General features: G+C 68.9%; 21 protein-coding genes and 1 tRNA gene. 10 read left to right on the top strand and 12 right to left on the bottom strand.

Annotated features, from left to right (window positions below):
* Positions 1-3 precede the first annotated feature (3 nt).
* Positions 4-855 (bottom strand): alpha/beta fold hydrolase, encoded by an 852-nt coding sequence (locus ACO2RJ_RS01700; RefSeq protein WP_423266282.1) that lies wholly within the window; start codon positions 853-855, stop codon positions 4-6.
* 236 nt (positions 856-1,091) lie between these two features.
* Between ACO2RJ_RS01700 and ACO2RJ_RS01695 the strand changes: the two genes are divergently transcribed.
* Entirely contained in the window at positions 1,092-1,589 is a 498-nt protein-coding gene (locus tag ACO2RJ_RS01695) for a DUF2243 domain-containing protein (protein ID WP_423266281.1), read from the top strand.
* 99 nt (positions 1,590-1,688) lie between these two features.
* On the opposite strand, the gene chrA is transcribed toward ACO2RJ_RS01695, so the two are convergent.
* Together chrA and ACO2RJ_RS01685 are read right to left on the bottom strand one after the other, a co-directional pair.
* Positions 1,689-3,083 carry a chromate efflux transporter gene (gene chrA / locus ACO2RJ_RS01690; RefSeq protein ID WP_423266280.1) on the bottom strand — a complete coding sequence of 465 codons (1,395 nt, stop codon included), beginning with the start codon at positions 3,081-3,083 and terminating at the stop codon, positions 1,689-1,691.
* A gap of 32 nt (positions 3,084-3,115) precedes the next feature.
* A complete protein-coding gene (locus ACO2RJ_RS01685) occupies positions 3,116-3,967 on the bottom strand; it encodes an oxygenase MpaB family protein (protein WP_423266279.1) in 852 nt (283 codons plus the stop codon).
* Between the two features lie 172 nt (positions 3,968-4,139).
* On the opposite strand from ACO2RJ_RS01685, the gene ACO2RJ_RS01680 reads away from it, so the two are divergent.
* Positions 4,140-5,513: a PLP-dependent aminotransferase family protein gene (locus tag ACO2RJ_RS01680; protein ID WP_423266278.1), complete on the top strand. Its 1,374-nt coding sequence runs from the start codon at positions 4,140-4,142 to the stop codon at positions 5,511-5,513.
* Positions 5,514-5,573: 60 nt separating this feature from the next.
* Here ACO2RJ_RS01680 and ACO2RJ_RS01675 read toward each other — a convergent pair whose 3' ends face one another.
* Positions 5,574-5,978 carry a DUF983 domain-containing protein gene (locus ACO2RJ_RS01675; RefSeq protein ID WP_423266277.1) on the bottom strand — a complete coding sequence of 135 codons (405 nt, stop codon included), beginning with the start codon at positions 5,976-5,978 and terminating at the stop codon, positions 5,574-5,576.
* Between the two features lie 238 nt (positions 5,979-6,216).
* On the opposite strand from ACO2RJ_RS01675, the gene ACO2RJ_RS01670 reads away from it, so the two are divergent.
* Entirely contained in the window at positions 6,217-7,248 is a 1,032-nt protein-coding gene (locus tag ACO2RJ_RS01670; RefSeq protein WP_423266276.1) for an LLM class flavin-dependent oxidoreductase, read from the top strand.
* A gap of 49 nt (positions 7,249-7,297) precedes the next feature.
* Here ACO2RJ_RS01670 and ACO2RJ_RS01665 read toward each other — a convergent pair whose 3' ends face one another.
* Positions 7,298-8,431, bottom strand: coding sequence for a threonine synthase (locus ACO2RJ_RS01665; protein ID WP_423266275.1), 1,134 nt, complete (start codon positions 8,429-8,431; stop codon positions 7,298-7,300).
* A 95-nt stretch (positions 8,432-8,526) separates the two neighbouring features.
* On the opposite strand from ACO2RJ_RS01665, the gene ACO2RJ_RS01660 reads away from it, so the two are divergent.
* Positions 8,527-9,237, top strand: coding sequence for an SDR family NAD(P)-dependent oxidoreductase (locus ACO2RJ_RS01660; RefSeq protein ID WP_423266274.1), 711 nt, complete (start codon positions 8,527-8,529; stop codon positions 9,235-9,237).
* Between the two features lie 51 nt (positions 9,238-9,288).
* On the opposite strand, the gene betI is transcribed toward ACO2RJ_RS01660, so the two are convergent.
* Entirely contained in the window at positions 9,289-11,160 is a 1,872-nt protein-coding gene (gene betI / locus ACO2RJ_RS01655) for a transcriptional regulator BetI (RefSeq protein ID WP_423266273.1), read from the bottom strand.
* Positions 11,161-11,411: 251 nt separating this feature from the next.
* Between betI and ACO2RJ_RS01650 the strand changes: the two genes are divergently transcribed.
* The 6 genes from ACO2RJ_RS01650 to ACO2RJ_RS01625 all read left to right on the top strand — a co-directional run bounded on the left by ACO2RJ_RS01650 (position 11,412) and on the right by ACO2RJ_RS01625 (position 18,310).
* A complete protein-coding gene (locus ACO2RJ_RS01650) occupies positions 11,412-12,356 on the top strand; it encodes a choline ABC transporter substrate-binding protein (protein ID WP_423266272.1) in 945 nt (314 codons plus the stop codon).
* A 187-nt stretch (positions 12,357-12,543) separates the two neighbouring features.
* The gene (gene choW, locus ACO2RJ_RS01645) at positions 12,544-13,401 is read left to right on the top strand and encodes a choline ABC transporter permease subunit (protein ID WP_423266271.1); all 858 of its coding nucleotides are present in this window, start codon (positions 12,544-12,546) and stop codon (positions 13,399-13,401) included.
* Positions 13,398-14,567, top strand: a complete 1,170-nt coding sequence (gene choV / locus ACO2RJ_RS01640) for a choline ABC transporter ATP-binding protein (RefSeq protein ID WP_423266270.1) — start codon at positions 13,398-13,400, stop codon at positions 14,565-14,567. Before choW ends, choV begins: the two co-directional genes overlap by 4 nt.
* Positions 14,564-16,078, top strand: a complete 1,515-nt coding sequence (gene betB, locus ACO2RJ_RS01635) for a betaine-aldehyde dehydrogenase (protein WP_423266269.1) — start codon at positions 14,564-14,566, stop codon at positions 16,076-16,078. The genes choV and betB overlap by 4 nt, the downstream gene beginning before the upstream one ends.
* 156 nt (positions 16,079-16,234) lie before the next feature.
* Positions 16,235-17,941 (top strand): choline dehydrogenase, encoded by a 1,707-nt coding sequence (gene betA / locus ACO2RJ_RS01630; protein ID WP_423266268.1) that lies wholly within the window; start codon positions 16,235-16,237, stop codon positions 17,939-17,941.
* A gap of 36 nt (positions 17,942-17,977) precedes the next feature.
* Positions 17,978-18,310 carry a DMT family transporter gene (locus ACO2RJ_RS01625; protein ID WP_423266267.1) on the top strand — a complete coding sequence of 111 codons (333 nt, stop codon included), beginning with the start codon at positions 17,978-17,980 and terminating at the stop codon, positions 18,308-18,310.
* Positions 18,311-18,430: 120 nt separating this feature from the next.
* On the opposite strand, the gene ACO2RJ_RS01620 is transcribed toward ACO2RJ_RS01625, so the two are convergent.
* From ACO2RJ_RS01620 to ACO2RJ_RS01595, 6 genes are all read right to left on the bottom strand, one after another.
* Positions 18,431-18,506, bottom strand: a tRNA-Lys gene (locus ACO2RJ_RS01620).
* Between the two features lie 259 nt (positions 18,507-18,765).
* A complete protein-coding gene (locus ACO2RJ_RS01615) occupies positions 18,766-20,280 on the bottom strand; it encodes a tripartite tricarboxylate transporter permease (RefSeq protein ID WP_423266266.1) in 1,515 nt (504 codons plus the stop codon).
* A 13-nt stretch (positions 20,281-20,293) separates the two neighbouring features.
* A complete protein-coding gene (locus ACO2RJ_RS01610) occupies positions 20,294-20,761 on the bottom strand; it encodes a tripartite tricarboxylate transporter TctB family protein (RefSeq protein ID WP_423266265.1) in 468 nt (155 codons plus the stop codon).
* Between the two features lie 94 nt (positions 20,762-20,855).
* Positions 20,856-21,794: a tripartite tricarboxylate transporter substrate binding protein BugD gene (locus ACO2RJ_RS01605; protein WP_423268885.1), complete on the bottom strand. Its 939-nt coding sequence runs from the start codon at positions 21,792-21,794 to the stop codon at positions 20,856-20,858.
* Between the two features lie 144 nt (positions 21,795-21,938).
* Complete coding sequence (locus tag ACO2RJ_RS01600; protein ID WP_423266264.1) at positions 21,939-23,216, bottom strand: YbfB/YjiJ family MFS transporter; 1,278 nt, start codon at positions 23,214-23,216, stop codon at positions 21,939-21,941.
* Positions 23,217-23,283: 67 nt separating this feature from the next.
* Positions 23,284-24,834 (bottom strand): 2-isopropylmalate synthase, encoded by a 1,551-nt coding sequence (locus ACO2RJ_RS01595; RefSeq protein ID WP_423266263.1) that lies wholly within the window; start codon positions 24,832-24,834, stop codon positions 23,284-23,286.
* Positions 24,835-24,949 lie beyond the last annotated feature (115 nt).

Here is a 24,949-nt window from a genome sequence, read left to right as displayed (position 1 = left end):
GGCTCAGCCCGTCCCGCTCGCGAGACGACGCACCGCCTCGACAATGAGGTCCGCGCGGAAATGGTGCAGCATGTGGCCGGAGCCGGGCGCCCAGGAAAGCGAGCAGACCGGAAGCAGGCGGCTCAGGGCGTGGCTGTGGAGCAGCGGATTCACGACCAGATCCCTGTCGCCCGCGATGAGCTCGACGGGGACGCGGCATCCCCCGTAGCGCGCCGCCATAGCGACCAGGGCGGCGGGCGTGGCCACCGCGTCCTCGCCATTCGCGAGAAGGCCCGGCCCGCAGCGCACTTCATCGAACGCCATGCCGGTCCGGAACGCCTCCGGCATCCGCTGCGGCAGGAACATCGCCCGCCACAGCATCGGCAGCAGAGCCGCGTCGAGGCCCACGCCGCCCACACGCGACGCCCACTCCCCGAAGCCGAGCGCGGCGCGCGGACCGAAGAGAATCTGCTCGAGGCGGGGCTCGGGAAAGGCGATCGGCGCCGCGGCGACGGCGCCCGCTATCAGCTCCGGCCAGGACAAAGCCATCTCCAGCGCTACGGTCCCGCCGACCGAATGGCCGACCACCACCGGACGGTGCAGCCCGAGCCGCCCAGCGCCCTCCAGGATGAGCTCCGCCTGGCGGCGCGGCGACCCGCTCAGCCGGGGCCGCGTGCTGAGCCCATGTCCCGGGCGATCGACCGCCACCACACGATGCGTCCTCGCCAGCGGCTCCAGCAGGCTCAGAAGCATGTCGTGCGAGGTCACGACAGCGCCGTGGACGAGCAGCAGACCCGGCCCCTGTCCAGCTTCGAAATAGGCCAGCCGCTCTCCGCCCCTGAGGAGGAGGGTCTTCCGCTCGTGCGTATGCTTCATCGCGACGAAGCGTCCGGCAGGCCGTGATGGTTCCGGCGAAGCAGAACAGCTTTCCCCCGCAAGGCGGCTGAAGCTTCTCGAAGAGAGACGCAAGCCCCGGACTCGCCGCGCGTCGGCTCTCCTCCTTCGGGCGCCGCTGGAACGTTTTCGCGCGCTGACGCTTGTCCGCTCGCCGCCCCGGAAGCGGGCGCTGGTTGATGAGAGCGGTCACTCCTTCTGGAACGGGGTCCTCGGCCATGACGAACGCGCCTGATCGACGGTTTCCGAGCTCCGCCGGGATTCTGTTCGGACTGGGGTTGGGGGGATTTTTCGACGGGATCGTGCTGCACCAGATCCTGCAGTGGCACCACATGGCGACCAGCGCCGGCTATCCCGCCGACAGCGTCGAGAACCTCCGGCTGAACACCCTGCTCGACGGGCTCTTCCACGCGAGCACGTATATTTTCGTCGTTCTTGGCCTGGTCATTCTCTGGCGCACCGCTCATCGGCATCATCTGTGGTGGTCCAGCAAACTCCTGGTTGGAACGATGCTTATGGGGTTCGGCGTCTTCAATCTCGTGGAAGGCGTCGTCAACCACCAGATCCTCGGCCTCCACCACGTCAACGAGACCGTCTCTCGCGAGACCTGGATCTACTGGGACCTCGGCTTCCTGATCTGGGGCGCGGCGATGCTCCTCGGCGGCTGGCTGATCTTCCGGGCCGGCAAGCGCGAGTCGCCCGGCGCCTCCGATTGACCCCGCGCCCGGCCCTTCGGCCGGCCAGCCGACATCACGAGCCTGCCCGCCTCGCTCGAGCGGCCTCCGGCCGCCACGAAGCACAGACCGCCGCGCCGGCTACGCTCCGAGCAGCGACAGGGCGACGCCCGCGACGGCGCACGCGCCGAGCGTCGGGATCATGCCGAGCCTGAACTTCAACATCGCGACCATGGCGGCTGCGGCGAGGGCCGCCGCGCGCCAGTCGATCGAGGCGAGCACGGGAAGATCCGGACCGAAGCCGAGCCCGTCGAGCGGCCTGACCTCGCGGAACACGACGTGCAGCGCGAACCACACAGCGAGGTTCAGGATCACGCCGACGACCGCCGCGGTGATCGCGGAGAGCGCCGCCGAGAGCCGCGCGCTGGAGCGAAGCGCCTCGACATAGGGGGCGCCGAGGAAGATCCAGAGGAAGCAGGGCGCGAAGGTGACCCAGGTCGTCAGCAGCGCCCCGAGGCAGCCGGCGACCAGCGGATCCAGGGCGCCCGGGGCGCGGTAGGCCGCGAGGAAGCCAACGAACTGCACGACCATGATCAGCGGCCCCGGCGTCGTCTCCGCCAAGCCGAGGCCGTCGAGCATCTCGCCCGGCTTGAGCCAGCCGAAGGCGTCGACGGCGGCCTGCGCGACATAGGCGAGGACCGCGTAGGCGCCTCCGAACGTGACGACCGCCATCGAGGCGAAGAAGCCGCCGACATGGCTCCAGACGCTGTCGGGCCCGGTCACGAGCCAGAGCGCGGCCACGGGCGCGAGCCAGAGGGGGAGCCAGATCGCCAGCACGCGCAGCGCGCGGGCCGCGCTCGGCTCGGCATGGGCGAGTTCGCCGCGGGCGAACATCTCGTCGACGAGTCCTGCGCGGGACGCAGCCTTGGCCGATCCGGGGCTTCCGGCGGCGAACGGCCCCGGCGCCCGGTTCGCGCCGACCCAGCCGAACAGGCCCGCCGCCAGGATGATGATCGGGAACGGGATACGAAACAGGAAGACGCCGACGAAAGCCGCGACGGCGATGCCGATCATGACGCGGTTTTTGAGCGCCCTGCGGCCGATCCGGATGACCGCCTCGACGACCACCGCGAGCACCGCGGCCTTCACGCCGAAGAACACGGCGTCGACCAGCGGGGCCTCGCGCCAGACGGCGTAGGCGACGCTCAATCCCAGCATCACCAGCGCGCCGGGCAGGACGAACAGCAGCCCCGCGATCACCCCGCCGATCGTCCGGTGCATGAGCCAGCCGATATAGGTCGCAAGTTGCTGCGCCTCCGGGCCCGGCAGCAGCATGCAGTAGTTGAGGGCGTGCAGGAAGCGCTCCTCCCCGATCCAGCCCCGCTCTTCGACCAGCTCCTTGTGCATGAGCGCGATCTGACCGGCCGGCCCGCCGAAACTGAGCAACCCGATTTTGGCCCACAGCCGGAACGCCTCACCGAGAGTCGGGACTGCGCGCGGCGGGCCGGGCGTCCCGTCCGCGACGGACATGGTCATGGTCTCTCGCTCCAAACGCGCGCCGTGCAGCTTTACGCGCCCGACGGCGCGGCGTCCGCGCGCAGCGCCCATCTCACGACCGATCCGACGCCCATCGCGCCGGCCCGGACGACTTTCCGACGGCCGGGAGGCTGGCGAAAGCCGTGCATCTCCGCGGCCCAATCCGGAAGCAGATCGACGCCCGCGTCGACCATGAGGGAGCTGACCGGGCGGAAAGACGCGCCGGACGCCGGTTGCGACAGCAGCGCGCTCGCGACCCGACGGGTGCGGGCGTCCCAGCGGAGCTGGGGCCGCATCGTCCGGAGATACGCCTCGGCTTCTTCCCTCGTCGTCGGAATCGCCGTCGCCCCGAGGTGACGCGCGACGATCGCGGTCTCGGCGAAATAGCGGTCCTGGTCGGCGGCGCTCAGACCACCGTCCCGATAGCGGAGATAGGCGGCGAGGAAGCAGCGGACCTCCGCCACATGGACCCAGGTCAGCAGCGCCGGGTCGTTCGCGCTGTAGGCGGAGCCGTCCGGGAGGACGCCCCGGACCCGCTCATGAATGCTTCGCACGCGTCCGATCGATCCCAACGCCTCGTCGGTCGAACCGTAGGTCGTCGCAGAGATGAACCGCGCCGTGCGCCGCAGGCGTCCCGCCATGTCGCCGCGGAAGTTCGAATGGTCCCACACGCCGGCGAGGGCGCCGGGATGCAGCATCTGGATGAGCAGCGAACTCACGCCGCCGATCATCATCGACGTGACGTCGCCGTGCACCCGCCAGGCCACCGAGCCGGGACCGAAGAGCCCGTCGTCGCCCGGAGGGCGCGCGCGCGGCTTTGCGTCTGAGGAGGAGCCGACCGTCCCGAGCACCTGCTGCTTGATCGCGCGACGAATGTTCTGCATGGGCGTGACCATAGGCCTGAGAGCGCGGGTCGTCAGCCGCCGATCTCTTACGCGCGGACGAGGCTTTCGGGTCAGCGTCGCGGTCGTCGCCCGCGTCGCCGTCGCGGGCGCACGATTGCGTTTCCACGCCCTCTACGTACAATCGACGCTTTGTATGGCTTCGAGGGCGCCGATGGCCTCCGCTCAACGCTGGACGCCGGTTCTGCGACCCGACGCCGGGCCGCTTTACCTGCAGATCGTCGACTCCATCGAGCGCGCGGTGACCGCGGGAGCGCTTCGGGAGGGCGACCGGCTTCCGCCGCAGCGCTCGCTCGCGCAGGAGCTGTCGGTCGACCTCACCACGGTCACGCGCGCCTATGCCGAGGCTCGCCGCCGCAATCTGCTGGACGCGGTGACGGGGCGCGGCTCCTTCATCGCCCTGCGGAAGGACCCGTCGGCGCCGGCGCTCGACCTCAGCATGAACATCCCGCCGGCCCCCAGCGGCGTGCGGCTGGCGGAGATGGTCGGGCGCGGGATCGCCGACCTCGCCGCGCGGTCGAACATGGACATGCTGATGTCCTACCATCCCGGCGCGGGATCGGCCTCGGACCGGGCGGCCGCGGCGGCCTGGCTGCGCCCGGCGCTCGGGAGCGTCGACCCCGACCGGATCCTCGTCGCGGCCGGGGCCCAGGCGGCGATGGCGGCGATCGCCACCACGCTCGCGGCGGCCGGCGACGCGATCGCCTGCGAACCCCTGGTCTATCCCGGCCTGTTGTCGATCGCGCGTCAGTTCGGCCTGACCGTCGTCGCCGTCGAGGCCGACAGCGACGGGATGTCGCCGTCCGCGCTGGCGGCCTGCTGCCGGCGGATGCGGCCGAAATTCGTCTATCTGAACCCGACCATCAACAATCCGACCACCGTGACCATGCCCGAGGCCCGGCGGCGCGCGATCGCGCAGGTCGCCGCCGACCACGGAGCGGCGATCCTCGAAGACGATCCCTACGCGCCGTTCGCGCCGGAGGCGCCGCCGCCCTTCGCGACCCTCGCACCCGATCTCACATGGCACGTCCACACCGTCTCGAAATGCCTCACGCCGGGTTTGCGGGTCGCCTATGTGGCGGCGCCCTCGACCGGCGCCCGCGCTGAGCTCCTGGCGGGGCTGCGCGCCGTCAGCCTGATGGCCGCGCCGTTGATGGTGGCGCTCTTGGGCGGATGGATCCGCGAGGGGATCGCGCAGGAGGTCCTCAGGGGCGTCCGGCAGGAGGCCGCCGCCCGCCAGGCGCTCGCACGGGACATCCTGCCGGGCACGGCGCAAGGACATCCGAACGGGCTGCATGTCTGGCTTCCGCTGCCGGCGCGCTGGGACCGTGGCCGGCTGGCGGACCGCGCGCGGGCGCAGGGGCTCGCCGTAACCCCGTCCGACGCCTTCAGCGCGGGCGATCCCATCGTCGACGCCGTCCGGATCTCGCTCGGGGCGGTCCCGGAACGGGCTCGGCTGTCCGCCGCCCTGACGACCCTCGCCGGCATCCTCGCGGAGGAACGTCGCGCGCCGCACGAGGTGGTCTGACGGCCGGGATCGGCGACGGCGCCGCTCCACGCGGCCGGATGAACGACGCCCGACCGGCGCTCACCAGCCGGAGCGGTCGTCCTCTTCGTCGGCGCGCACGAGGCGGGCCTCCGCGGCCTTGTGATAGTACTGGCTCGCCACCAGCCATCCCTTCAGAGGCCTCAGCGGAGGAAGCAGCGTGGCGAGCATAATGGGGAACGTCGTGAAGACGTGCACCCAGTACGGGGCCTGATACGAAAGCTCCAGCCAGACGGCGAACAGCGCCGAGGGCAGGCAGGCGAAGGTGATGGCGAAGAAGGCTGGGCCGTCCGCCGGGTCGGCGTAGGAGTAGTCGAGGCCGCAGACCTCGCACTCGGCCTTGAGCTTCAAGAACCCCTCGAACATGTGGCCTTCGCCGCAGCGTGGGCAACGGCCGCGCACGCCCACGTCGTAAGGCGCCAGTCGAGGATAGGTCGCTTGGGTCATCGGAGCCTCCGCTGCGCGTTCGCCGATCCGAGCGCACCCGCGATTTAATCGGTTAGGCATACAATTTCAATATTGTATGCCGACACTATTTTGGGGCATCCCGACCACCGCGGTCGCGCCAACCCCGCCACGCAAGCGGCGCGTCCAATGCAGGGCTGACGCCTCCGCCCGACGATTGCGGGCGACCCGGGGACATGCACAACAGCCTCATCTATTCGGTTCTTGGACAGGCGACGGCATGAGTGAGCGACTGGAGCTCGGGCTCGACACGTTCGGCGACGTCACAAGCGGGGCGGACGGCCGGCCGCAGCATCACGCCCAGGTGGTGCGCGACGTCGTCGAACAGGGCGTCCTGGCCGACGAGGTCGGCGTCGATTTCTTCGGGGTGGGCGAACATCACAGAGCCGATTTCGCGGTGTCCGCGCCCGAGATCGTGCTCGCGGCCATCGCTGGCCGAACGCGGCGCGTAAGGCTGGGCTCGGCCGTCACCGTGCTGAGTTCGGACGAGCCGGTGCGAGTCTTCCAGCGCTTCTCCACCCTTGACGCCGCTTCGAACGGACGCGCGGAGGTGATCCTGGGGCGGGGCTCGTTCACCGAGTCCTTTCCGCTCTTCGGGTACGAACTCGGCCAGTACGAGACCCTGTTCGAGGAGAAGCTCGAGCTGTTCGCAGCCCTGGTCAGCCAGGAGACCGTGACGTGGCGCGGCAGCGTCCGTCCCCCGCTCGTCGATCAACGGGTCTTCCCACCGGTGGAAGGCGGGCGCCTCAAGACCTGGATCGGCGTCGGCGGCAGCCCGCAGTCGGTGGTTCGCGCGGCCGGCTACGGTTTCCCGTTGCTGCTCGCGATCATCGGCGGCGAACCGGGCCGCTTCAAAGCCTATGTCGATCTCTACACGCGCGCTCTCGACCAGATTGAGAAGCCGCGGCAGCCGATCGGCGCGCATTCGCCGGGCTATGTCGCGGACACGGACGCGCAGGCGCGCGAGGAATTCTGGCCCGACTACAAGGCGATGCGCGACCTGATCGGCGCCGAGCGCGGCTGGCCGGCCATGGCGCGAACCGAATATGACGACGAGATCGAGCGCGGCTCGCTCTATGTCGGCTCGCCCGAAACCGTGGCGCGCAAGATCGCCGCAACGGTCAAGCTCCTCGGCCTGTCGCGGTTCCAACTGAAATACAGCGCGGGTCCCCTGCCCCACGACCGCCTGAAGCGCTGCATCGAGCTCTATGGCGGCCAGGTCGCGCCGCTGGTGCGCGACATGATCGCCTGACGGCGGGCAGGCCTCCGGCAGGTCATGTCCGGGACCGGCCCGAGCGGCCCTATCCCACGAGGTCGGCGACCGTGGAGGCGGCCTTCAGCCCGGTTCCGGTGACGATCACGACTGTCGTCTCCCGAGCCGCGATCGCTCCGCCTGCGGCAAGCTTGTCAAGCGCGGCCGCAGCCGACGCGCAGGTCGGCTCGGCGAACAGGCCGTTCCGCGCGAGGCGTCGGAGCGCGGCCACGATCTCCTCCTCCGTCAGCGCGACGGTTCCGCCGCCGCTCTCGCGCAGCGCCGCGATGATCTCGCGCAGACGCAGCGGGCGCTTGATCGCGGTCCCCTCCGCGATCGTCGGCCTCGTCTCCCGCTCGACGGCCGTGTCGACGCCCGCGGTGAAGGACGCGTCGATGGGCGAACAGTTCAGCGGCTGCGCCGCGAACAGTCGCGGCAGCCTGGCGATCTCGCCCGCCGCCATGAGCTCCCTGAAGCCGATCCAGCAGCCGAGAAGGTTGCTTCCCGCCCCGACCGGAATGACGATGTTGTCCGGCGCCCTGAAGCCCAGATCCTCCCACAGCTCGTAGGCGAGCGATTTCGTCCCCTCCAGGAAGAAGGGCTGCCAGTTGTGGCTGGCGTAGAAGGTCTCGTCGGACTGCCGGATGGCCTCGGCTTCCGATTCCTCCCGCGGACCTTCGACCAGCTGGACCTCGGCTCCGTAGGCGCGCACCTGGGCGATTTTCGCAGGCGACGTGTAGGACGGGGCGAGAATCTTGACCCGCATCCCGCCCGCAGCCCCGTAGCCGGCGACCGACGACCCGCCGTTCCCCGAGGAGTCCTCGAGGACCGCCTCGACGCCGATCTGCCGGAGAAACGACAGCATCACGCTGGAGCCCCGGTCCTTGAAGCTCCCGGTCGGGTTGAACCATTCGAGCTTGAAGAGCGGGCGGAGATCGCCCCATGGCTTCTCGACGAGCGGCGTGCAGCCCTCCCCCATCGAGATCGGATCGGCGATGTCGACCGGCAGCGCGGCGCGATAGCGCCAGAGCGACCGCGCGCCGACGTCGACGTCCTGTCGCGTGACGCCGCGTTGAGGCGTGATCAGAAGGGGGCGACGCTCGTCCGAGCACCAGCGGGGCGCGTCCAGCGGATAGAGCGCGCCCGTGACCGGATCGACGTAGGAGGCGGCCGGCGTGGACATCGGGCCACTCCTTACGCATCAAGACATCCGCGCATCGAATACGGAACGACCTGATTTGGCCAGAGGCTGCGGCCTCGATCGCGGAGGAACGCGCCATGACGAGCCCGCATGAGGGACTGCGCATCGTCGTCACCGGCGCCGCGAGCGGCATCGGCCGGGCTTCGGCCGCCGCTCTGCATGAGGCGGGGGCAAAGGTTGTCGGGCTCGATCTCCGCGCGATCGAGGCGAAGTGGCCCTTTGTCCGCGCCGACCTCGCGGACGAGGCGCAGGTCGTCTCGGCCATGGCCGAGGCCGTCGACCGGCTCGGCGGACTCGACGCGGTCGTGAACTCGGCCGGCATCGACCTCGAGAGTCCGCTATCCGCGTTCGACCTCCAAGCCTTCGACCAAATGGTCGCCGTCAACGTGCGCGGCGCGATCCTCGTCGCGCGCGAGGCGGTGCGCCACTTCGGCGACGCCGGCGGCAAGATCGTCAACATCGCGTCCGAGCTCGCCTATCTCGGCCGCGCCGGCGCCTCGGGCTATTGCGCGACGAAAGCGGCCATTCTCGCGCTCACCCGCTCCTGGGCGCGTGAGCTCGCGCCGAAGGTGCTGGTGAACGCCGTTGCGCCCGGCCCGGTCGACACCCCGCTGCTGAACTTCGACGCCATGACCCCGGCGCAGCAGGCGCTGGAGACGCTCAATCCGATGAACCGCATTGGACGCCCGGAGGAGGTCGCGGAGGCCGTGCTCTTCCTGCTCAGCCGCCGGACGAGCTTCACCACCGGCCAGTGCGTCAGCGTCGACGGCGGCGCGGCTATGCACTGAGGGAACGGCCGGAACGCGGTCGGCTCGACGTCCCTTCCGCTGCCTCGTCGGTCACGCCCCGCCATGCGTCGCGAGACGGCGGGTCCGTTCGAGCGCGCGCGCGATCTCGTCGCGAGGCGCCGCAGCGAGCCAGTCCTCGATGAGCGGGCAGGAGCCGCTCGGCGCCGTCAGCCGGCAGACCGACGCGCTCGCCTCGCGGGCGAGCACCCGCATCCGGCTTATGTCGCGCCCGAAGAGGCCGAGCGAGAGGTCCGGACCCATCGTCCTCAGCCGCGCGGCGACGTCCGCGTCGTCCGTGAAGGACAGGACCAGCAGCACCGGGGAGAACAGGCGCTCGCGCGCGATCGTCATGTCCTCCCGGCACCGGTCGAGCACCGTGGGCTCCAGGACGGCGAGCTTCGCCCGCGACGACGTCCGGCACGCGCGGCCGCCGAGCCGCAGTTCCGCGCCGCTCTCCTGCGCCGCTTTCACGGAGGCCAGAACGCGCTCCAGATGCGCCTCCGACGGCGCGGCGCCCACCTCTCCATTCGCGTCGAGCGGATCGCTCGACACCAGCGAGGCGGCCTCCGCGCATAACCGGTCGACGAAGGCCGCGCGCCGGCGTTCCGCGACGAAGATCAGCGTTTCGCTGAAGCTCCGGGATCTGGCCCATGCCCGCGGGCCCCGCACGATCCGCGCTGCGGCGTCGTCGAGACCGGCGTCCTCCATGATCGCTACGGCCGCCTTCGGCGGGCCGTCCGGATCGCCGAAGACCGCGTCCGGCTGGGCGCGCGCGAGGCGCTCCGCAAGATCTCGGTCCGCGATCGAAAGCGCGCCTCGGGTCAGGCCGGCTTCTTCGGCGATCGCGACAAGACGGGCGAGCGCCCGCTCGGCCGGCGCGGACGAATGCACGACGACCGCGTTTCCGAGCGCCAGCGCGGGGGCGGCGACGCGGCAGGCGGCGGCGAGCGGACCGCTCCAATGCGCGTGCGCCAGAACCGTCCCGAGCGGCTCGCGTTCAAGATGGCCGCGGCCGGAGCCGCCGAAGCCGACCTGCTCCTCCGACGGTCGACAGGCGAGCGCCGCGGCCTGCTCGAAGGCGCGCGCACAGGCCGGAACGTCGTAGGCCGCGATCTCCGAGACTGGCCGGCCCGTGTCGCGCGCCTCGAGCCGGGCGATCGCCATGCCGTCGTCGTGGAGGACGCGGGCGACCGCGCGCAGGGTCTCCGCCCGCCGTTCGCCAGGCGTCGCGCGCCAGAGGGCGAAGGCGCGTTCTGCCGCGGCGAGCGTCGGCTCGCGCGTGGGCGCCGCAACAGGCAAGGGACGCGCGCCGGCGACCGGCTGGCCGGCCCCCTGCCCCACCAGCATGGCGACCAGGTCGCGCACAACGCCGCGCGCGCGGACGGCCTCGTCCGGGCCGCCCCCGCGCACGTGGGACTGCAGCCAGAGCCCGTCGATCGTCGCCGCGATCAGCACCGACGACGCTTCGACGCGCTCGGCCGCGACCAGGCCGCGCAGTCCGTAGCGCAGGTTCGACCTCATGCGCTGCTGGTAGATCGACTGCACCCGGCGGTACGGACCGGAATGGATGATCTGGCCCCAGAAGGCGAGCCATACGGCGCTCGTCCGGCGGTCGAACTCCTCGTCCGCCAAGGCGGACTCGGGAACGGCGAGGACTCGATCGAGCGGAGTCTTGGCGGCGCGGATGCGTTCAGCCGTGTTGCGGCCCAGACGCGCCGCCATGAAGCGAAGCGTCGCCTCGAGCAGCCCGTCCTTGTCGCCGAAGTAGTGGGCGAACAGTCCCGGCGACACATTCGCGCGCCGCGCGATCTCGCTCAACGAGGCGGCGCGAAAACCCAGATCGGCGACCGTCTCGATGGTCGCCTCGATGAGTTGACGCCGGCGCGCCGCCTCAAAACTCTGCATCTCCGTGGGCCCGTTCATGCGCGAAACGTGACTCATTTTGAACGTCCATTCAAACGTAAATCCGGCCCCGCCTCCAGCGACCTGCCTCGCCGCCGCAGCGCACAAAAGCTAGTCTTAAAAAACCCCGTCGAATCAACGACTCGCCGCACTTTATAGCGTGTGAGCAAAATATTGCGGCACAACATCATCCGGTTTGCTATTGAATAGGCATTCAATACAGGTTAATGGGGTGAGGAAGCTATGGCGGAACGAGCTCCAGGAGGCTTAAGGTGAAGCGTTCGATCGCAACCTCTCTTCTCTTCGCCGGACTGATCGGACTCGCGGGGCCGGCCGCCGCAGCCGAACCCGCCTCCTGCAAGACGGTCCGCTTCGCCGACGTCGGCTGGACCGACATCACCTCGACTACGGCGATCGCGTCTCGCATCCTGACTGCGCTCGGCTATCAGCCGAAGACGCAGGTGCTGTCGGTGCCCGTCACCTACGCCTCGCTCAAGAGCAAGGACATCGACGTCTTCCTCGGCAACTGGATGCCGACGATGGAGGCCGACCGCAAACCCTATCTCGACGCCAAGCAGATCGAGGTCATCGGGCCGAACCTGACCGGCGCGAAATACACGCTCGCCGTTCCCGCAGCCCTTTACGACAAGGGGCTCAAGAGCTTCGCCGACATCGCGAAGTTCAAGGACGACCTGAAGGACAAGATCTACGGCATCGAGCCCGGCAATGACGGCAACCGCCTGATCCTCGGCATGATCAAGGAGGGCAAGTTCGACCTGAAGGGCTTCGACCTCGTCGAGTCCAGCGAGCAGGGCATGCTGGCCCAGGTCGACCGCTCCCAGCGCCGCAAGGAGGCGATCGTGTTCCTCGGCTGGGAGCCGCATCCGATGAACACCAAGTATCAGATCAAGTATCTCGACGGCGGCGACGACGTCTTCGGCGCGAATTACGGCGGCGCGGAGATCTTCACCAATCTGCGCGCCGGCTACTCCGCCGAATGTCCTAATCTCGGCAAGTTCTTCAACGGCCTCAAATTCCAGCTCGACACCGAGAACAAGGTGATGGGCTACATCCTGTTCGACGGCATGGAAGCGGACAAGGCCGCCGAAAAGTGGCTGAAGGAAGAGCCCGACGTCTGGAAGGCCTGGCTCGAGGGCGTGACGACGATGGACGGGCAGCCGGCGCTTCCGGCCGTGCAGAAGAGCCTCGGACTCTGAACAACTGACGTCCGGTCTCGCGTGAGGCCTGCGAACCGCCGCCGACGTCCCCGCGTCATCGACGTGCTCCTCTCCGAACGTTCAGTTCCACGCGTGCGGCCGGCGGCAAACGGAGCATGACGAGGTCGTTGCGGGAACGCCCTCGTCGCCGGCAATCGCCATTCACGTCGTTCGAGGCAGAGCGTCCATGTATGACTGGCTGGTCTCCCATAAGATCCCCCTCGGCGCCGCGCTCGCGACCGGCATCGAATGGCTGACCGAGAACGGTCAGGCCTTCTTCGACTTCGTCTCGGTCGTGCTCGCCTCCATGATCGACGGGCTGACGTGGCTCTTGATCGCCATTCCGCCGCTGATCCTGATCGCGGCCATCGCGGCCGGCGCCTGGTTCCTCCACCGCTCGATCGGACTGGTCGTCTTCATCGTCCTGTCGCTGCTGCTGGTGATCAACCTCGGCTATTGGGAGGCGACGGTGCAGACCCTGTCGCTGATCATCTGGGCGACAGTCACCTGCGTCGTGATCGGCGTGCCGATCGGCATCATGGCGGCGCACCGGCCCTGGCTCTACGAGGCCATCCGCCCTGTCCTCGACCTGATGCAGACGATCCCCACCTTCGTGTATCTGATCCCGACGCTGGTGCTGTTCGGCCTCGGAACGGTGCCGGGACTGATCTCGACCGTCATCTTCGCCCTGCCCGCGCCGATCCGGCTGACGCAGCTCGGCATTTCGTCGGTGCCGGAATCCCTCCGGGAGGCTGCGCTCGCCTATGGCGCGACCAAGCGGCAGCTGCTGCTCAAGGTCGAGCTGCCGAGCGCGATGCCGACCATTCTCGCCGGCGTCACCCAATGCATCATGCTCAGCCTCTCGATGGTCGTCATCGCGGCGCTCGTCGGGGCCGACGGTCTCGGTAAGCCGGTCGTCCGCGCGCTCAACTCGGTCAACATCGCAATGGGCTTCGAGGCGGGCATCGCCATCGTGGTGCTCGCGATCATCCTCGATCGCGTGTGCAAGCGGCCGGACGCCCGGTCGAAGAGGAGATCGGCATGAACGCGGTCGAACTTCAGGATCTCGCCATCGTCTTCGGCAAAGCGAAGCCCGCGCTTGAGATCGCCGACAAGGGCGGCTCCCGCGACGAGATCCGCGACCAGTGCGGCGCGATCCTCGGCGCGTACAAGGTCGACCTCGACATCCGGGAGGGCGAGATCTGCGTCCTGATGGGCCTGTCGGGCTCTGGCAAGTCGACCGTTCTGCGGGCGATCAACGGACTGAACAAGACCGCGCGCGGCAAGGTGCTCGTACGCCACGGCGGCGCGCAGGTCGACGTCGCGACCTGCAATGCGGCGACGCTGCGCGAGATCCGGCTGAAGACCGTCTCCATGGTGTTCCAGCAGTTCGGTCTCCTGCCCTGGCGCAGCGTGCGCGACAATGTCGGTTTCGGCCTGGAGATCCGCGGCATGGGCGCCGCCGAGCGCGCCAAGATCGTCGACGAGAAGCTCGCCATGGTCGGCCTCGACCGCTGGGCGGACAAGCAGGTTCAGGAGCTTTCCGGCGGCATGCAGCAGCGCGTCGGCCTCGCCCGCGCCTTCGCCACCGACGCCGACATCCTGCTGATGGACGAGCCGTTCTCGGCGCTCGACCCGCTGATCCGCGACAAGCTGCAGGACGATCTGCTGAGCCTGCAGAAGCGGCTGAAGAAGACCATCGTGTTCGTCAGCCACGACCTGTCGGAGGCGCTCAAGCTCGGCAACCGCATCGCCATCATGGACGGCGGCCGCGTCATTCAATTCGGCGCGGCGGCCGACATCATGCTGCGGCCCGCCAACGCCTATGTCGCCGAATTCGTAAAGCGCATGAACCCGCTCGACGTGCTCAGCGCCGACACGGTGATGACCCCCACCGCGGAGCTTCCGCGCGAGGCGGATTGCATATTGATGGACGACGGCGGCAAGGCGAGGCTGACGCTCGACGGCGCCGGCAAGCCGATCGGCTTCAGCGTAGACGGCCGGGCCGGCCAGATCGGCGAGATCGACGTCAGGGGGACCTGTTGCGTCGAAGGCGACCTGATGATCGCGCCGTTCGATCTGCCGCTCAAATCCGCGATCGACGCTCGCCGGCAGACCAACTACCCGATCGCAATCGTCGACCACCTCGGCCGGCTCGCCGGCCTCTGCGACCACACCGAAATCTACAAGGGGCTGCTGCAGAAGACATGACCACCGTCGCTGTCCGCGCGCCGCGGGAAACGGCGCCCGTCCCGCCCTTCGGCCTCCAGAAGCTGCACATCGGCGGGGGCTATGTCGACGCGACCGGCGGCGTGACCTTCGAGACCATCGACCCCGCGACCGGCGAGGTCCTGGCAGAGGTTCAGCAGGCTTCTGCGGCCGACGTCGACCGCGCGGTCGAAGCGGCGACGGCGGGGCAGAAGGTCTGGGCCGCGATGACCGCGATGGAGCGCTCGCGCGTGCTCCGCCGGGCCGTCGCCATCCTGCGCGACCGCAACGAGGAACTGTCGCGGCTCGAGACGATGGACACCGGCAAGGCCTTCTCGGAGACGCGCGTCGTCGACGTCGTCACCGGCGCGGACGTTCTCGAATATTACGCCGGGCTCATCCCGGGGCTGGAAGGCCGCACGATCCCGCTCAGGGAGACCTCCTTCGTCTACACCCGCCGTGAGCCGCTCGGGGTGGTCGCCGGCATCGGCGCCTGGAACTATCCGATCCAGATAGCGCTCTGGAAATCGGCCCCGGCGCTCGCCGCTGGCAACGCCATGATCTTCAAGCCGAGCGAGGTCACGCCGCTCACCGCGCTGAAGCTCGCGGAGATCTACGCCGAGGCGGGCCTGCCGGACGGGTGCTTCAACGTCGTCAACGGAGCGGGCGCAGCCGTCGGGTCGATGCTGACGGAGCATCCCGGGATCGCCAAGGTGTCGTTCACCGGCGGAACCGTCACCGGCAAGAAGGTGATGGCGAGCGCGTCCGCCTCGACGCTGAAGGAGGTGACGATGGAGCTCGGCGGTAAGTCGCCGCTCATCGTGTTCGACGACGCCGATCTCGACCGCGCCGCCGACATCGCGGCGACCGCGAATTTCTTCTCCAACGGCCAGGTCTGCACCAACGGCACCCGCGTTTTCGTGCCGGCTGCGCTGAAGGACGCCTTCGAGGCGAAGATCCTGGAGCGCGTCGCCCGCATTCGCGTCGGCGATCCGCTCGACGAGACCGTCAATTTCGGCCCGCTCTCGAGCTTCCCGCATATGGAGAAGGTCCTCGGCTACATCGCGCGCGGCAAGGCCGACGGCGCGCGCCTCATCGCCGGCGGGGAGCGGCTGACCGACGGCGCGCTCGGCCGCGGAGCCTTCGTCGCGCCGACGGTCTTCACCGACTGCTCCGACGAGATGGCGATCGTACGCGACGAGATCTTCGGGCCGGTGATGAGCATCCTCGCCTACGAGACCGAGGACGAGGTCGTGACCCGCGCAAACGCCACGACCTACGGCCTCGCGGCGGGGGTCGTGACGCGCGACGTCGCGCGCGCGCACCGTGTCATCCACAGGCTCGAGGCCGGCATCTGTTGGATCAACACCTGGGGCGAGTCGCCGGCCGAGATGCCGGTCGGCGGTTACAAGCAGTCCGGCGTCGGCCGCGAAAACGGCGTCGAGACGCTGGAACGCTACACGCGGACCAAGTCGATCCAGATCGAACTCGGCGCGTTCGCCGCGACGTTCTGAGGGTTCGGTCGAACAACGAGCACCCCGCCGTCATCCCGGGCTTGTACCGGGATCCATTTCCGCCGCGGAAGCCCGCTGTCGAGGTCGCGGACATGGGTTCCGGGACACGCCCGGAACGACGACGACGCCGAGCGAGAGCATCAGGACCGTATGGCAATGGCGCACGCAAGCGGGACGCCCCAAGACTACGACTACATCGTCATCGGCGCCGGCTCCGCCGGCAACGTGCTGGCCGCGCGGCTGACGGAGGACCCCGACGTCACCGTGCTGCTGCTCGAGGCCGGCGGCCCGGACTACCGTTTCGACTTCCGCACCCAGATGCCGGCGGCGCTCGCCTTTCCTCTGCAGGGCCGGCGCTACAACTGGGCCTATCTCACCGATCCCGAGCCGCACATGAACGGGCGGCGCATGGAGTGCGGCCGCGGCAAGGGGCTCGGCGGCTCCTCGCTGATCAACGGCATGTGCTACATCCGCGGCAACGCCATGGACTTCGACGGGTGGGCGCAGGGGCCGGGCCTCGGCGACTGGACCTACGCCGACTGCCTGCCCTATTTCCGCAAGGCGGAGACCCGCGACACGGGCGCGAATGCGTATCATGGCGGGGACGGGCCGGTCAGCGTCGCGACCCCGAAACCCGGCAACAACGAGCTGTACGAAGCGATGATCAAAGCCGGCGAACAAGCCGGCTTTCCCCGCACGGACGACTTGAACGGCTTTCGGCAGGAGGGGTTCGGCCCGATGGATCGGACGGTGACGCCGAAAGGCCGCCGGGCGAGCACCGCGCGCGGCTATCTGGACCAGGCGAAAGCGCGGGCGAACCTCGCCATCGCGACGCATGCGACCACCGACCGGATCCTGTTCTCGGGCAAGCGCGCGATCGGCGTCGCCTATCTCCAGGGTTCGGCGACCGAGCCGACCATCGCCTATGCGGGCCGCGAGGTGCTGCTGTCGGCGGGCGCGATCGCGTCGCCCCAGATCCTGCAGCGCTCAGGCGTGGGTCCTGCGGCGCTGCTGCGCGAGGTCGGGGTCGGGATCGTCCACGTCTCGCCGGGCGTCGGGCAGAACCTGCAGGATCATCTCGAGATGTACCTGCAATATGAGTGCAAGCTGCCGGTCTCGCTCTCGCCCGCCCTCAAGCTGTGGAATCAGCCCGCGATCGGGGCCGAATGGCTGTTCCTCGGAACGGGTCTCGGAGCGACCAACCATTTCGAGGCCGGAGGCTTCATCCGATCGAGCTCGGAATTCGCCTGGCCGAACCTGCAGTACCATTTCCTGCCGGTCGCCATCAGCTACAACGGCAAGCGGGCCCATGCGGGGCACGGCTTCCAGGCCCATGTCGGCTCGATGCGCTCGCCGAGCCGCGGCCGGGTCAACCTCACCTCCCGCGATCCGCACGCCCACCCCAGCATTCTGTTCAACTACATGAGCTCGCCGCAGGACTGGCGCGAGTTCCGCGACGCGATCCGCATCACCCGCGAGATCATGCGCCAGCCCGCGCTCGACCCCTATCGGGGCCGGGAGCTGTCGCCCGGCGAAGGGCTGACGACGGACGCCGAACTCGACGGCTTCGTCCGGGCCCACGCCGAGACCGCCTATCATCCCTCCTGCACATGCAAGATGGGCGAGGACGACGCGGCGGTGGTCGACGGCGAGGGCCGCGTCCACGGCGTCGACGCCCTGCGCGTCGTCGACGCCTCGATTATGCCGGCCATCATCACGGGCAACCTCAACGCGACCACCATCATGCTGGCCGAGAAGATCGCCGACCGCATCCGCGGCCGGACGCCGCTTCCGCGCAGCGAGGCGCCCTATTACGTCGCCGGCGACGCGCCGGCGCGCTCGGCGCCGCTCAGGGCGGCATGATGACGAGACCGTCGGCCAGGGCGCGTGGGGGCCGGCATGCTGACCTATGTCTATCTCGCGATCGCGGTCGTGGCCGAGGTCATCGGAACCTCGGCGCTGAAGGCCTCGGACGGCTTCACGCGGCTTGGGCCGAGCCTGCTGACGGCGGCCTCCTACGCGATCGCCTTCTATCTCCTGTCCCTGACGCTGCGGGTCATGCCGACAGGCGTCGCCTACGCCCTGTGGTCGGGCTTCGGGATCGTGCTGATCTCGCTCGTCAGCTACGTCTGGAGCCATCAGTCGCTCGACGGCCCGGCGATCGCAGGCCTCGGCCTGATCATCGCCGGCGTCGTGGTGATCAATCTGTTCTCGAACTCGCTCAGCCATTGAGCGGCGATCGCGCGTCAAGCTCCGAGGCGTCCCGCTCGGAGCTTGCGGGCTTCTCGGATTGAGCCGGTACGGCTTGTCGAAAGGCGGGAGGCGACGTCGGAAAAAACACCAAGACGAACTTGGTGGGCGCACTAGGGCTCGAACCTAGGACCCGCTGATTAAGAGTCAGCTGCTCTACCAACTGAGCTATGCGCCCGAAACCAAACGGTTCGGCGACGACGCCGCAGCGGGCGGGGATGTAACAAAGCCCGGCGGCGCTGGCAAGCCGTCGCGGACATTGACGGTGCCGATTTCCGCGACGTGGTTGACGCAAGGAGGCGTCGAGGGCGCCGGGCGCGCTGCGCCACGCACCCGCCGAGGCCACCTCCAGGCCGCAACAGGCTGGCCGCTCCCCCCGAACGCGATCGATGCGTCAGCGGCGCTCCCCCGCCCCGGAAGGCGGAGGAGCGGCGGAATCAATCCTCTTCGACGAAGACCTCTTCGCGCTTCTTGCGGATCGCCGGCAGGAACACCACCGCAAGCAGCGCCACCGAGGCGACCAGCAGGCCGGCGCTGATCGGATGCGTGGAGAAGTTGAAGAAGATGGTCCAGTCGCCCCGCGAGATCGTCATCGCGCGGCGCAGGTTCTCCTCGATCATCGGGCCGAGCACGAAGCCGAGCAGCAACGGCGCCGGCTCGCAGCCGAGCTTCATCAGGAGATAGCCGAGCACCCCGAAGAACGACACGGTGTAGAGGTCGAAGACGTTCGAGTTCACCGAGAACACGCCGATCGAGCAGAACACCAGGATCGCCGGGAACAGCACGGTGTAGGGAATCGTCAGCAGCTTCACCCAGAGGCCGACCAGCGGCAGATTGAGAAGCACCAGCATCAAATTGCCGATCCACATCGACGTGATGATGCCCCAGAACAGTTTGGGCTGCTCGATCGCGACGTTGGGTCCCGGCTGGATGCCCTGGATGATCATCGCCCCCACCATCAACGCCATCACGGCGTTTGCGGGGATGCCGAGCGTGAGCATGGGGATGAACGAGGTCTGCGCCCCGGCGTTGTTCGCCGATTCGGGCGCCGCGACGCCCTCGATCGCGCCCTTGCCGAACCGCTCCGGGTTCTTCGAGATTTTCTTCTCGACGGTGTAGGCGGCGAAGGAGGACAGGATCGCGCCGCCGCCGGGAAGGATGCCGAGCGCCGACCCCAGCCCGGTCCCGCGCATCACCGGCCAGAACATCGCCCTGAAGTCCTCCCGGGTCGGCATAAGACCGGTGATCTTGGTCACCATGACGTCGCGGTCGGTCTCGTTCTCGAGATTGCGCAGAATCTCCGCGAGGCCGAACACGCCGATCGCGACTGAGACGAATTCGAGCTTGTCGGAGATTTCCGGGATGCCGAGCGTGAAGCGCTGCGCCCCGGAGGTCACGTCCGTGCCGACAAGGCCGAACAGCAGGCCGACCACGATCATCGCGAGCGCCTTGATCACCGAGCCGTGCGCCAGCGCGACGGATGAGATCAGGCCGAGGAAGATGAGCGAGAAATACTCGGCCGGGCCGAATTCGAGCGCGATCTCGGTGAGCGGGCCGGCGAACACCGCGACCAGCACCGTCGCGACGGTGCCCGCGAAGAACGACCCGAGGGCGGCGGTCGCGAGCGCGGGACCCGCCCGGCCCTGCCGCGCCATCTGGTAGCCGTCGATCGCGGTCACAGCCGACGAACTCTCGCCGGGGAGATTGATCAGGATCGCGGTGGTCGAGCCGCCATACTGCGCGCCGTAGTAGATGCCCGCGAGCATGATCAGGGAGGTTTCGGGCGGAAGCCCGAAGGTGATCGGCAGCAGCATCGCGATCGTCGCCGTCGGGCCGATGCCGGGCAGCACGCCGATCAAAGTGCCGAGCAGCACCCCGATGAAGCAGTAGAACAGGTTGATCGGCGCCAGCGACGTGCTGAAGCCGATAGCGAGATTGTCGAGAAGCTCCATGATCGCCGCCCTCTCAAACGCCGGGGATGAAGGGCGCGACCCACGGCCCGAAACGGGCGTAGGGCAGGCCGAGGCCGTAGCTGAAGACCACGACGCAGAACAGGGTGAGCACAACCGTGATGATCGCGAGCATCCTCAGATTGGATCGGGCGCTCGCGAGCGTCGCGACCGCCGCGACGAGCGCGATGGAGGGCACGAGGCCGAGCCCCCGCACGGTCAGGCCGAACACGATCGGGCCGCCCAGAATGAACACGAGACCGCGCCAGGGAAACGCGCCGAAGGACTGCGGTTCGTGCTTTAGGCCCTTGATGAGGATCACCAGACCGAGCGCGCCGAGGATGAGCGCCAGCATGAGCGGGAAGTAGCCCGGCCCCATGCGGAGGGCGCTGCCCATGGGCAAGTCCATCGTCCCGAGGGCGAACAGCGCGGCGATGACGATAAACGTCGCCCCGCACACGATCTCGCGGATGTCGATCTGCATCGAGCGCTCTTCTTTTCCTGGGGGAGTCGCCCGGATGCCGGGCGTCGAATGCGGAAGCGGCCCCGGCGCTGGGAGCGCCGGGGCCGCTTCGGTCTCAGTCGGCGTAGACGCCGGCGGCCTTGATGACGGGGGCCCAGCGCTCGATCTCGGAGGTGAGTTTCGCCTTCAGCGCCTCAGGGGTCGCCTCTGCGTCGGTCGACGGCTTGGTGCCGAGATCGGCGAAGCGCTGCACCACCGTGGGATCCTTGAGCGCCTTCTGCAGCGACGCGGACAGCTTCTTGACGATCTCCGGCGGCGTGCCCTTCGGGGCGTAGATGCCGTGCCAGATGCCGACCTCGAAGCCCGGCAGGCCCGCCTCCTCCGCCGTCGGCAGATCGGGCAGCGAAGACACCCGCTCCTTGGTCGTCGCGGCGTAAGCCTTGATCTTGCCGGCCTTGATCTGGTTCGTGGTGTTGGTCGTCTGGTCGCACATCATGTCGACCTGCTTGCCGACAAGGTCGGTCATCGCCGGACCGGTGCCCTTGTATGGGACGGTCGTGAGCTGGGTCTCGATCTTGCTCATGAACAGCATGCCGCACAGATGCGACGCCGCGCCAACGCCGGCGTTGGCGTAGGTCACCTTGTCCTTGTTGGCTTTGGCGTACTCGATAAGCCCCTTGAGGTCCTTCGGCTCGAAGTCGGAGCGCGCGACCAGCGTCATCGGCACGTCGGTGACGAGGCCGACATAATCGAAGGCGTTGAGCGTGTCGTAGGGCAGCTTGCGGTACAGCGTCGCCGCGGTCGACATGCCGATGTGGTGCAGGAGGAGGGTGTAGCCGTCCGGATCGGCCTTCGCGACGCGGCTGGAGCCGAGCGTGCCGCCGGCGCCGCCGACGTTCTCGATGACGATCTGCTGACCGAGGTCCTTGCCCATCGATTCCGCGACGAGGCGGGAGACCGTGTCGGTCGGGCCGCCGGCGGAGAAAGGCACCACCATCGTGATCGGCCGTTCGGGATATTCGGCGGCCGCGGGGCCGGCGACGGCGAGGGCCATCACGGCCGCGGCTGCGAGCGTGTAAATGCGCGGTGCTTTCACAGGACGTTCCCCTTTGGACGCGGCGGTTGACCGCCGTCTTCCCTGTCGGCCGACCATCAGCAGGTCGTCAACCCTTTGGCGCAAGACGTGAAACGTCCGCTCTTAAATTTGATCATCCGGCATACGGCGGGCTGGCGCAACAGGCTTTGCGGCGAGTTCGCGCTGGGCGGCCGACAAGGCCGCGCCCATGACGAGCATCGCCGCCCCGGCCGCAAGACCCGCGTTCAGGTCGCCGAAATGGTCGGTGACGAGTCCGGTCAGAAGCGGCCCCGCCGTCTGTCCAAGGCTGAACGCGACGGTCAGCGCGCCGACGCCGGAGGCCCACGCGGCCGGCGCGAGATTGCGCCGGACGAAGACCGTGGTCGCCGCCGTCGTCGCGAACATGCCGACGCCGAACACCACGGCGGAGGCGAATTCGGCCGGTAGGGTTCGCGCGACCAGCGGCGCCGCGCCGCCGAGCGTGGTGACCGCGATCGCCGCGGCGACGCCCCATCCGCCATTGAGTCGACCGAGCACGCGGGAAAACGCCCAGGGAGACGCCATCCCCGCGACGCCGAGCGTCGACCAGAACGCAGCCTCCCGCCACACGTTCGCGCCGCCCTCGCGCAAGAAGGCGATCATGAAGGTCATGTAGGTGATGTAGCCCGCGCCAAAGATCGCGTAACCAGCCAGCAGCGGCCAGAGCCGCCGCAACGGAGCCGGGGCTCGCGCAGCGCTCGGCTTCGCCCCGAGCGCGACGGCCGCCCTGCGCAGCGGCGGCGCGAGGAAGGCGAGCAGAAGCAGGAACGACACGATCCCCAGCGCGCCCCACGCCGCGCGCCAGCCTTCGATCGCGTGGACCGACAGGGCGGCCGGCGTCGCGAGGGCGGACATGACGATACCGGCGGGCGGCCCCGCGTAGAACAGCGCGATGACGAGCGCCCCGCGGCGGCCCGCGCGTTCGGCGATCGCGATCGCCGTGGCGCCCCCTGCGACCAGCCCGAAGGCTCCCGCGACGCCGGCGACGAGCCGCAGCGCCGACAGCGTGACCAGACCTGTCGCCACGGCGCTGAGCGCGGTGCAGGCCGCGGCCACGATCGAACTCACAATCACGAGCCGCAGCGCGCCTGTGGCGGCCGCGATCCGCGAGGCGACCATCGCGCCGAGGAGATAGCCCAGAGCGTTCAACGCGTTGGGCGTTCCCGCCTGCGCGTAGCTCCAGCCAAAGGCCGCCTGCATGTCGGGCAGCACCAGCGCATAGGCGAACCGGCCGATGCCCAGGCCGATCGCCGGGGCCATCGCGAGCGCGAACACCGCGAGGGCGGCGTCACGCGCGTCGTTTCGGGAGTTCGGCGGCTGGAGCACAGGCGAGGCGTACCGGATGGCGGGCGTCCCGGTCATGCCCCAGCGGCCCCGCGAAAGCCAGCGGCGTCGACGCAGGCCGAAAGCCCGCGCCGACGAGGCGCCGCTACGCGCTGATCGCCGCCTGCGCGTTCAGCTGGCCGCGCTTGGCGGAGAGCTTGTTCAGCGCGGCGACATAGGCCTTGGCGGAGGCGACCAACGTGTCGGGGTCGGCGACCTTGGCGGTGACGGTCTTGTCGCCCTCCTCCAGCCGCACCGACACTTCCGCCTGCGCGTCGGTGCCTTCGGTGACGGCGTGGACTTGATAGAGCGCGAGCCTGGCCTCGTGCGGGATCACCCGCCGGATGGCGTTGAAGATCGCGTCGACGGGCCCGTTGCCGGAGGACTGCACGGTGGTGTGCACGCCGTCGATGTCGAGGGTCAGCGTCGCCTGCTGCGGGCCCATCGTGCCGGCGATGACGGTCAGCGACAGCACCTTGATGCGGTCGTGCGCCGAGGCGATCTGGTTGTCGACCAGAGCCTCGATGTCCTCGTCATAGACGTGCTTCTTGCGGTCGGCGAGGTCCTTGAAGCGCTGGAACGCGTCCTGCAGCGCGTTCTCGCCGAGCTCGTAGCCCATCGCCTTCAGCTTGTCCTTGAAGGCGGCGCGGCCGGAATGCTTGCCCATGACCAGCGAGGTGCGCGACAGGCCGACGGAGGCCGGCGTCATGATCTCGTAGGTCTCGTTGTGCTTGAGCATGCCGTCCTGGTGAATGCCGCTCTCATGGCTGAAGGCGTTCTTGCCGACGATCGCCTTGTTGTACTGCACCGGGAACGAGGTCGCGGCCGACACCAGGCGCGAGGCGCGGGTCAGCATCGTGCTCTCGACGCCGGTCTCGTAGGGCAGGACGTCGCGACGGGTTTTCAGCGCCATCACGATCTCCTCGAGCGCGGCGTTGCCCGCGCGCTCGCCGATGCCGTTGATCGTGCATTCGATCTGGCGCGCCCCGCCGGCGACGCCGGCGAGAGAGTTCGCGACCGCGAGACCGAGGTCGTTGTGGCAATGGGTGGAGAAGATCGCCTTGTCGGCGTTCGGCACGCGCGCGCGAATCTGGCGGAACATGTCGCCATATTCCTCAGGCGTGGCGTAGCCGACCGTGTCCGGCAGGTTGATCGTGGTGGCGCCGGCCTTGATCGCGGTCTCGACGGCGCGGCAGAGATAGTCGATCGAGGTGCGCGTCGCGTCCATCGCCGACCACTCGACGTCCTCGACGAGATTGCGGGCCTGCGCGACGGTCGCGGCGATGATCTCGATCACCTGATCCTCGGTCTTGCGCATCTGATGCGCGAGATGGATCGGCGAGGTCGAGACGAAGGTGTGGATGCGGCCGCGCCGCGCGTGGCGCACCGCTTCGCCGGCGCGGGCGATGTCGCCGGAAATCGCGCGGGCGAGACCGGCGACGGTGGCGTTTTCGGTGCGGCGGGCGATCTCGGCGACGGCCTCGAAGTCGCCGTTCGAGGCGATCGGGAAGCCGGCCTCGATAATGTCGACGCCCATCTTGTCGAGCAGGCTCGCCACCTCGAGCTTTTCCTCGAAGGTCATGGTCGCGCCGGGGCATTGCTCGCCGTCGCGCAGCGTCGTGTCGAAAATGACGACGCGGTCGGAAATTGCGGTCATGTCGGAAGTCCTTGGGTCGGGGGCGCCGAACCGCGTCAACGCTGAAATGACGGGCGGCGCAATCGGATGCGTGTCGGCTTGCTCGTCCGGTCCCCTGAGCGCCAGGGCGACGTCG

It is taken from the genome of Hansschlegelia sp. KR7-227 (genome assembly GCF_049446035.1).
In the GTDB taxonomy this organism is placed as follows: Bacteria; Pseudomonadota; Alphaproteobacteria; order Rhizobiales; family Methylopilaceae; genus Methylopila.
Note: the sequence above shows the minus strand (reverse complement) of the source record. Positions and strands in the feature narration are given on the sequence as shown.

Coding starts and splice junctions, on each gene's coding strand:
- betB (WP_423266269.1), top strand. CDS start 14,564: ATGACCACCGTCGCTGTCCGCGCGCCGCGGGAAACGGCGCCCGTCCCG.
- betI (WP_423266273.1), bottom strand. CDS start 11,160: ATGAACGGGCCCACGGAGATGCAGAGTTTTGAGGCGGCGCGCCGGCGT.
- choV (WP_423266270.1), top strand. CDS start 13,398: ATGAACGCGGTCGAACTTCAGGATCTCGCCATCGTCTTCGGCAAAGCG.
- betA (WP_423266268.1), top strand. CDS start 16,235: ATGGCGCACGCAAGCGGGACGCCCCAAGACTACGACTACATCGTCATC.
- ACO2RJ_RS01610 (WP_423266265.1), bottom strand. CDS start 20,761: ATGCAGATCGACATCCGCGAGATCGTGTGCGGGGCGACGTTTATCGTC.
- choW (WP_423266271.1), top strand. CDS start 12,544: ATGTATGACTGGCTGGTCTCCCATAAGATCCCCCTCGGCGCCGCGCTC.
- ACO2RJ_RS01605 (WP_423268885.1), bottom strand. CDS start 21,794: ATGGCCCTCGCCGTCGCCGGCCCCGCGGCCGCCGAATATCCCGAACGG.
- ACO2RJ_RS01625 (WP_423266267.1), top strand. CDS start 17,978: ATGCTGACCTATGTCTATCTCGCGATCGCGGTCGTGGCCGAGGTCATC.
- ACO2RJ_RS01670 (WP_423266276.1), top strand. CDS start 6,217: ATGAGTGAGCGACTGGAGCTCGGGCTCGACACGTTCGGCGACGTCACA.
- ACO2RJ_RS01660 (WP_423266274.1), top strand. CDS start 8,527: ATGACGAGCCCGCATGAGGGACTGCGCATCGTCGTCACCGGCGCCGCG.
- ACO2RJ_RS01665 (WP_423266275.1), bottom strand. CDS start 8,431: ATGTCCACGCCGGCCGCCTCCTACGTCGATCCGGTCACGGGCGCGCTC.
- ACO2RJ_RS01615 (WP_423266266.1), bottom strand. CDS start 20,280: ATGGAGCTTCTCGACAATCTCGCTATCGGCTTCAGCACGTCGCTGGCG.
- ACO2RJ_RS01685 (WP_423266279.1), bottom strand. CDS start 3,967: ATGCAGAACATTCGTCGCGCGATCAAGCAGCAGGTGCTCGGGACGGTC.
- ACO2RJ_RS01675 (WP_423266277.1), bottom strand. CDS start 5,978: ATGACCCAAGCGACCTATCCTCGACTGGCGCCTTACGACGTGGGCGTG.
- chrA (WP_423266280.1), bottom strand. CDS start 3,083: ATGACCATGTCCGTCGCGGACGGGACGCCCGGCCCGCCGCGCGCAGTC.
- ACO2RJ_RS01595 (WP_423266263.1), bottom strand. CDS start 24,834: ATGACCGCAATTTCCGACCGCGTCGTCATTTTCGACACGACGCTGCGC.
- ACO2RJ_RS01600 (WP_423266264.1), bottom strand. CDS start 23,216: ATGACCGGGACGCCCGCCATCCGGTACGCCTCGCCTGTGCTCCAGCCG.
- ACO2RJ_RS01700 (WP_423266282.1), bottom strand. CDS start 855: ATGAAGCATACGCACGAGCGGAAGACCCTCCTCCTCAGGGGCGGAGAG.
- ACO2RJ_RS01680 (WP_423266278.1), top strand. CDS start 4,140: ATGGCCTCCGCTCAACGCTGGACGCCGGTTCTGCGACCCGACGCCGGG.
- ACO2RJ_RS01695 (WP_423266281.1), top strand. CDS start 1,092: ATGACGAACGCGCCTGATCGACGGTTTCCGAGCTCCGCCGGGATTCTG.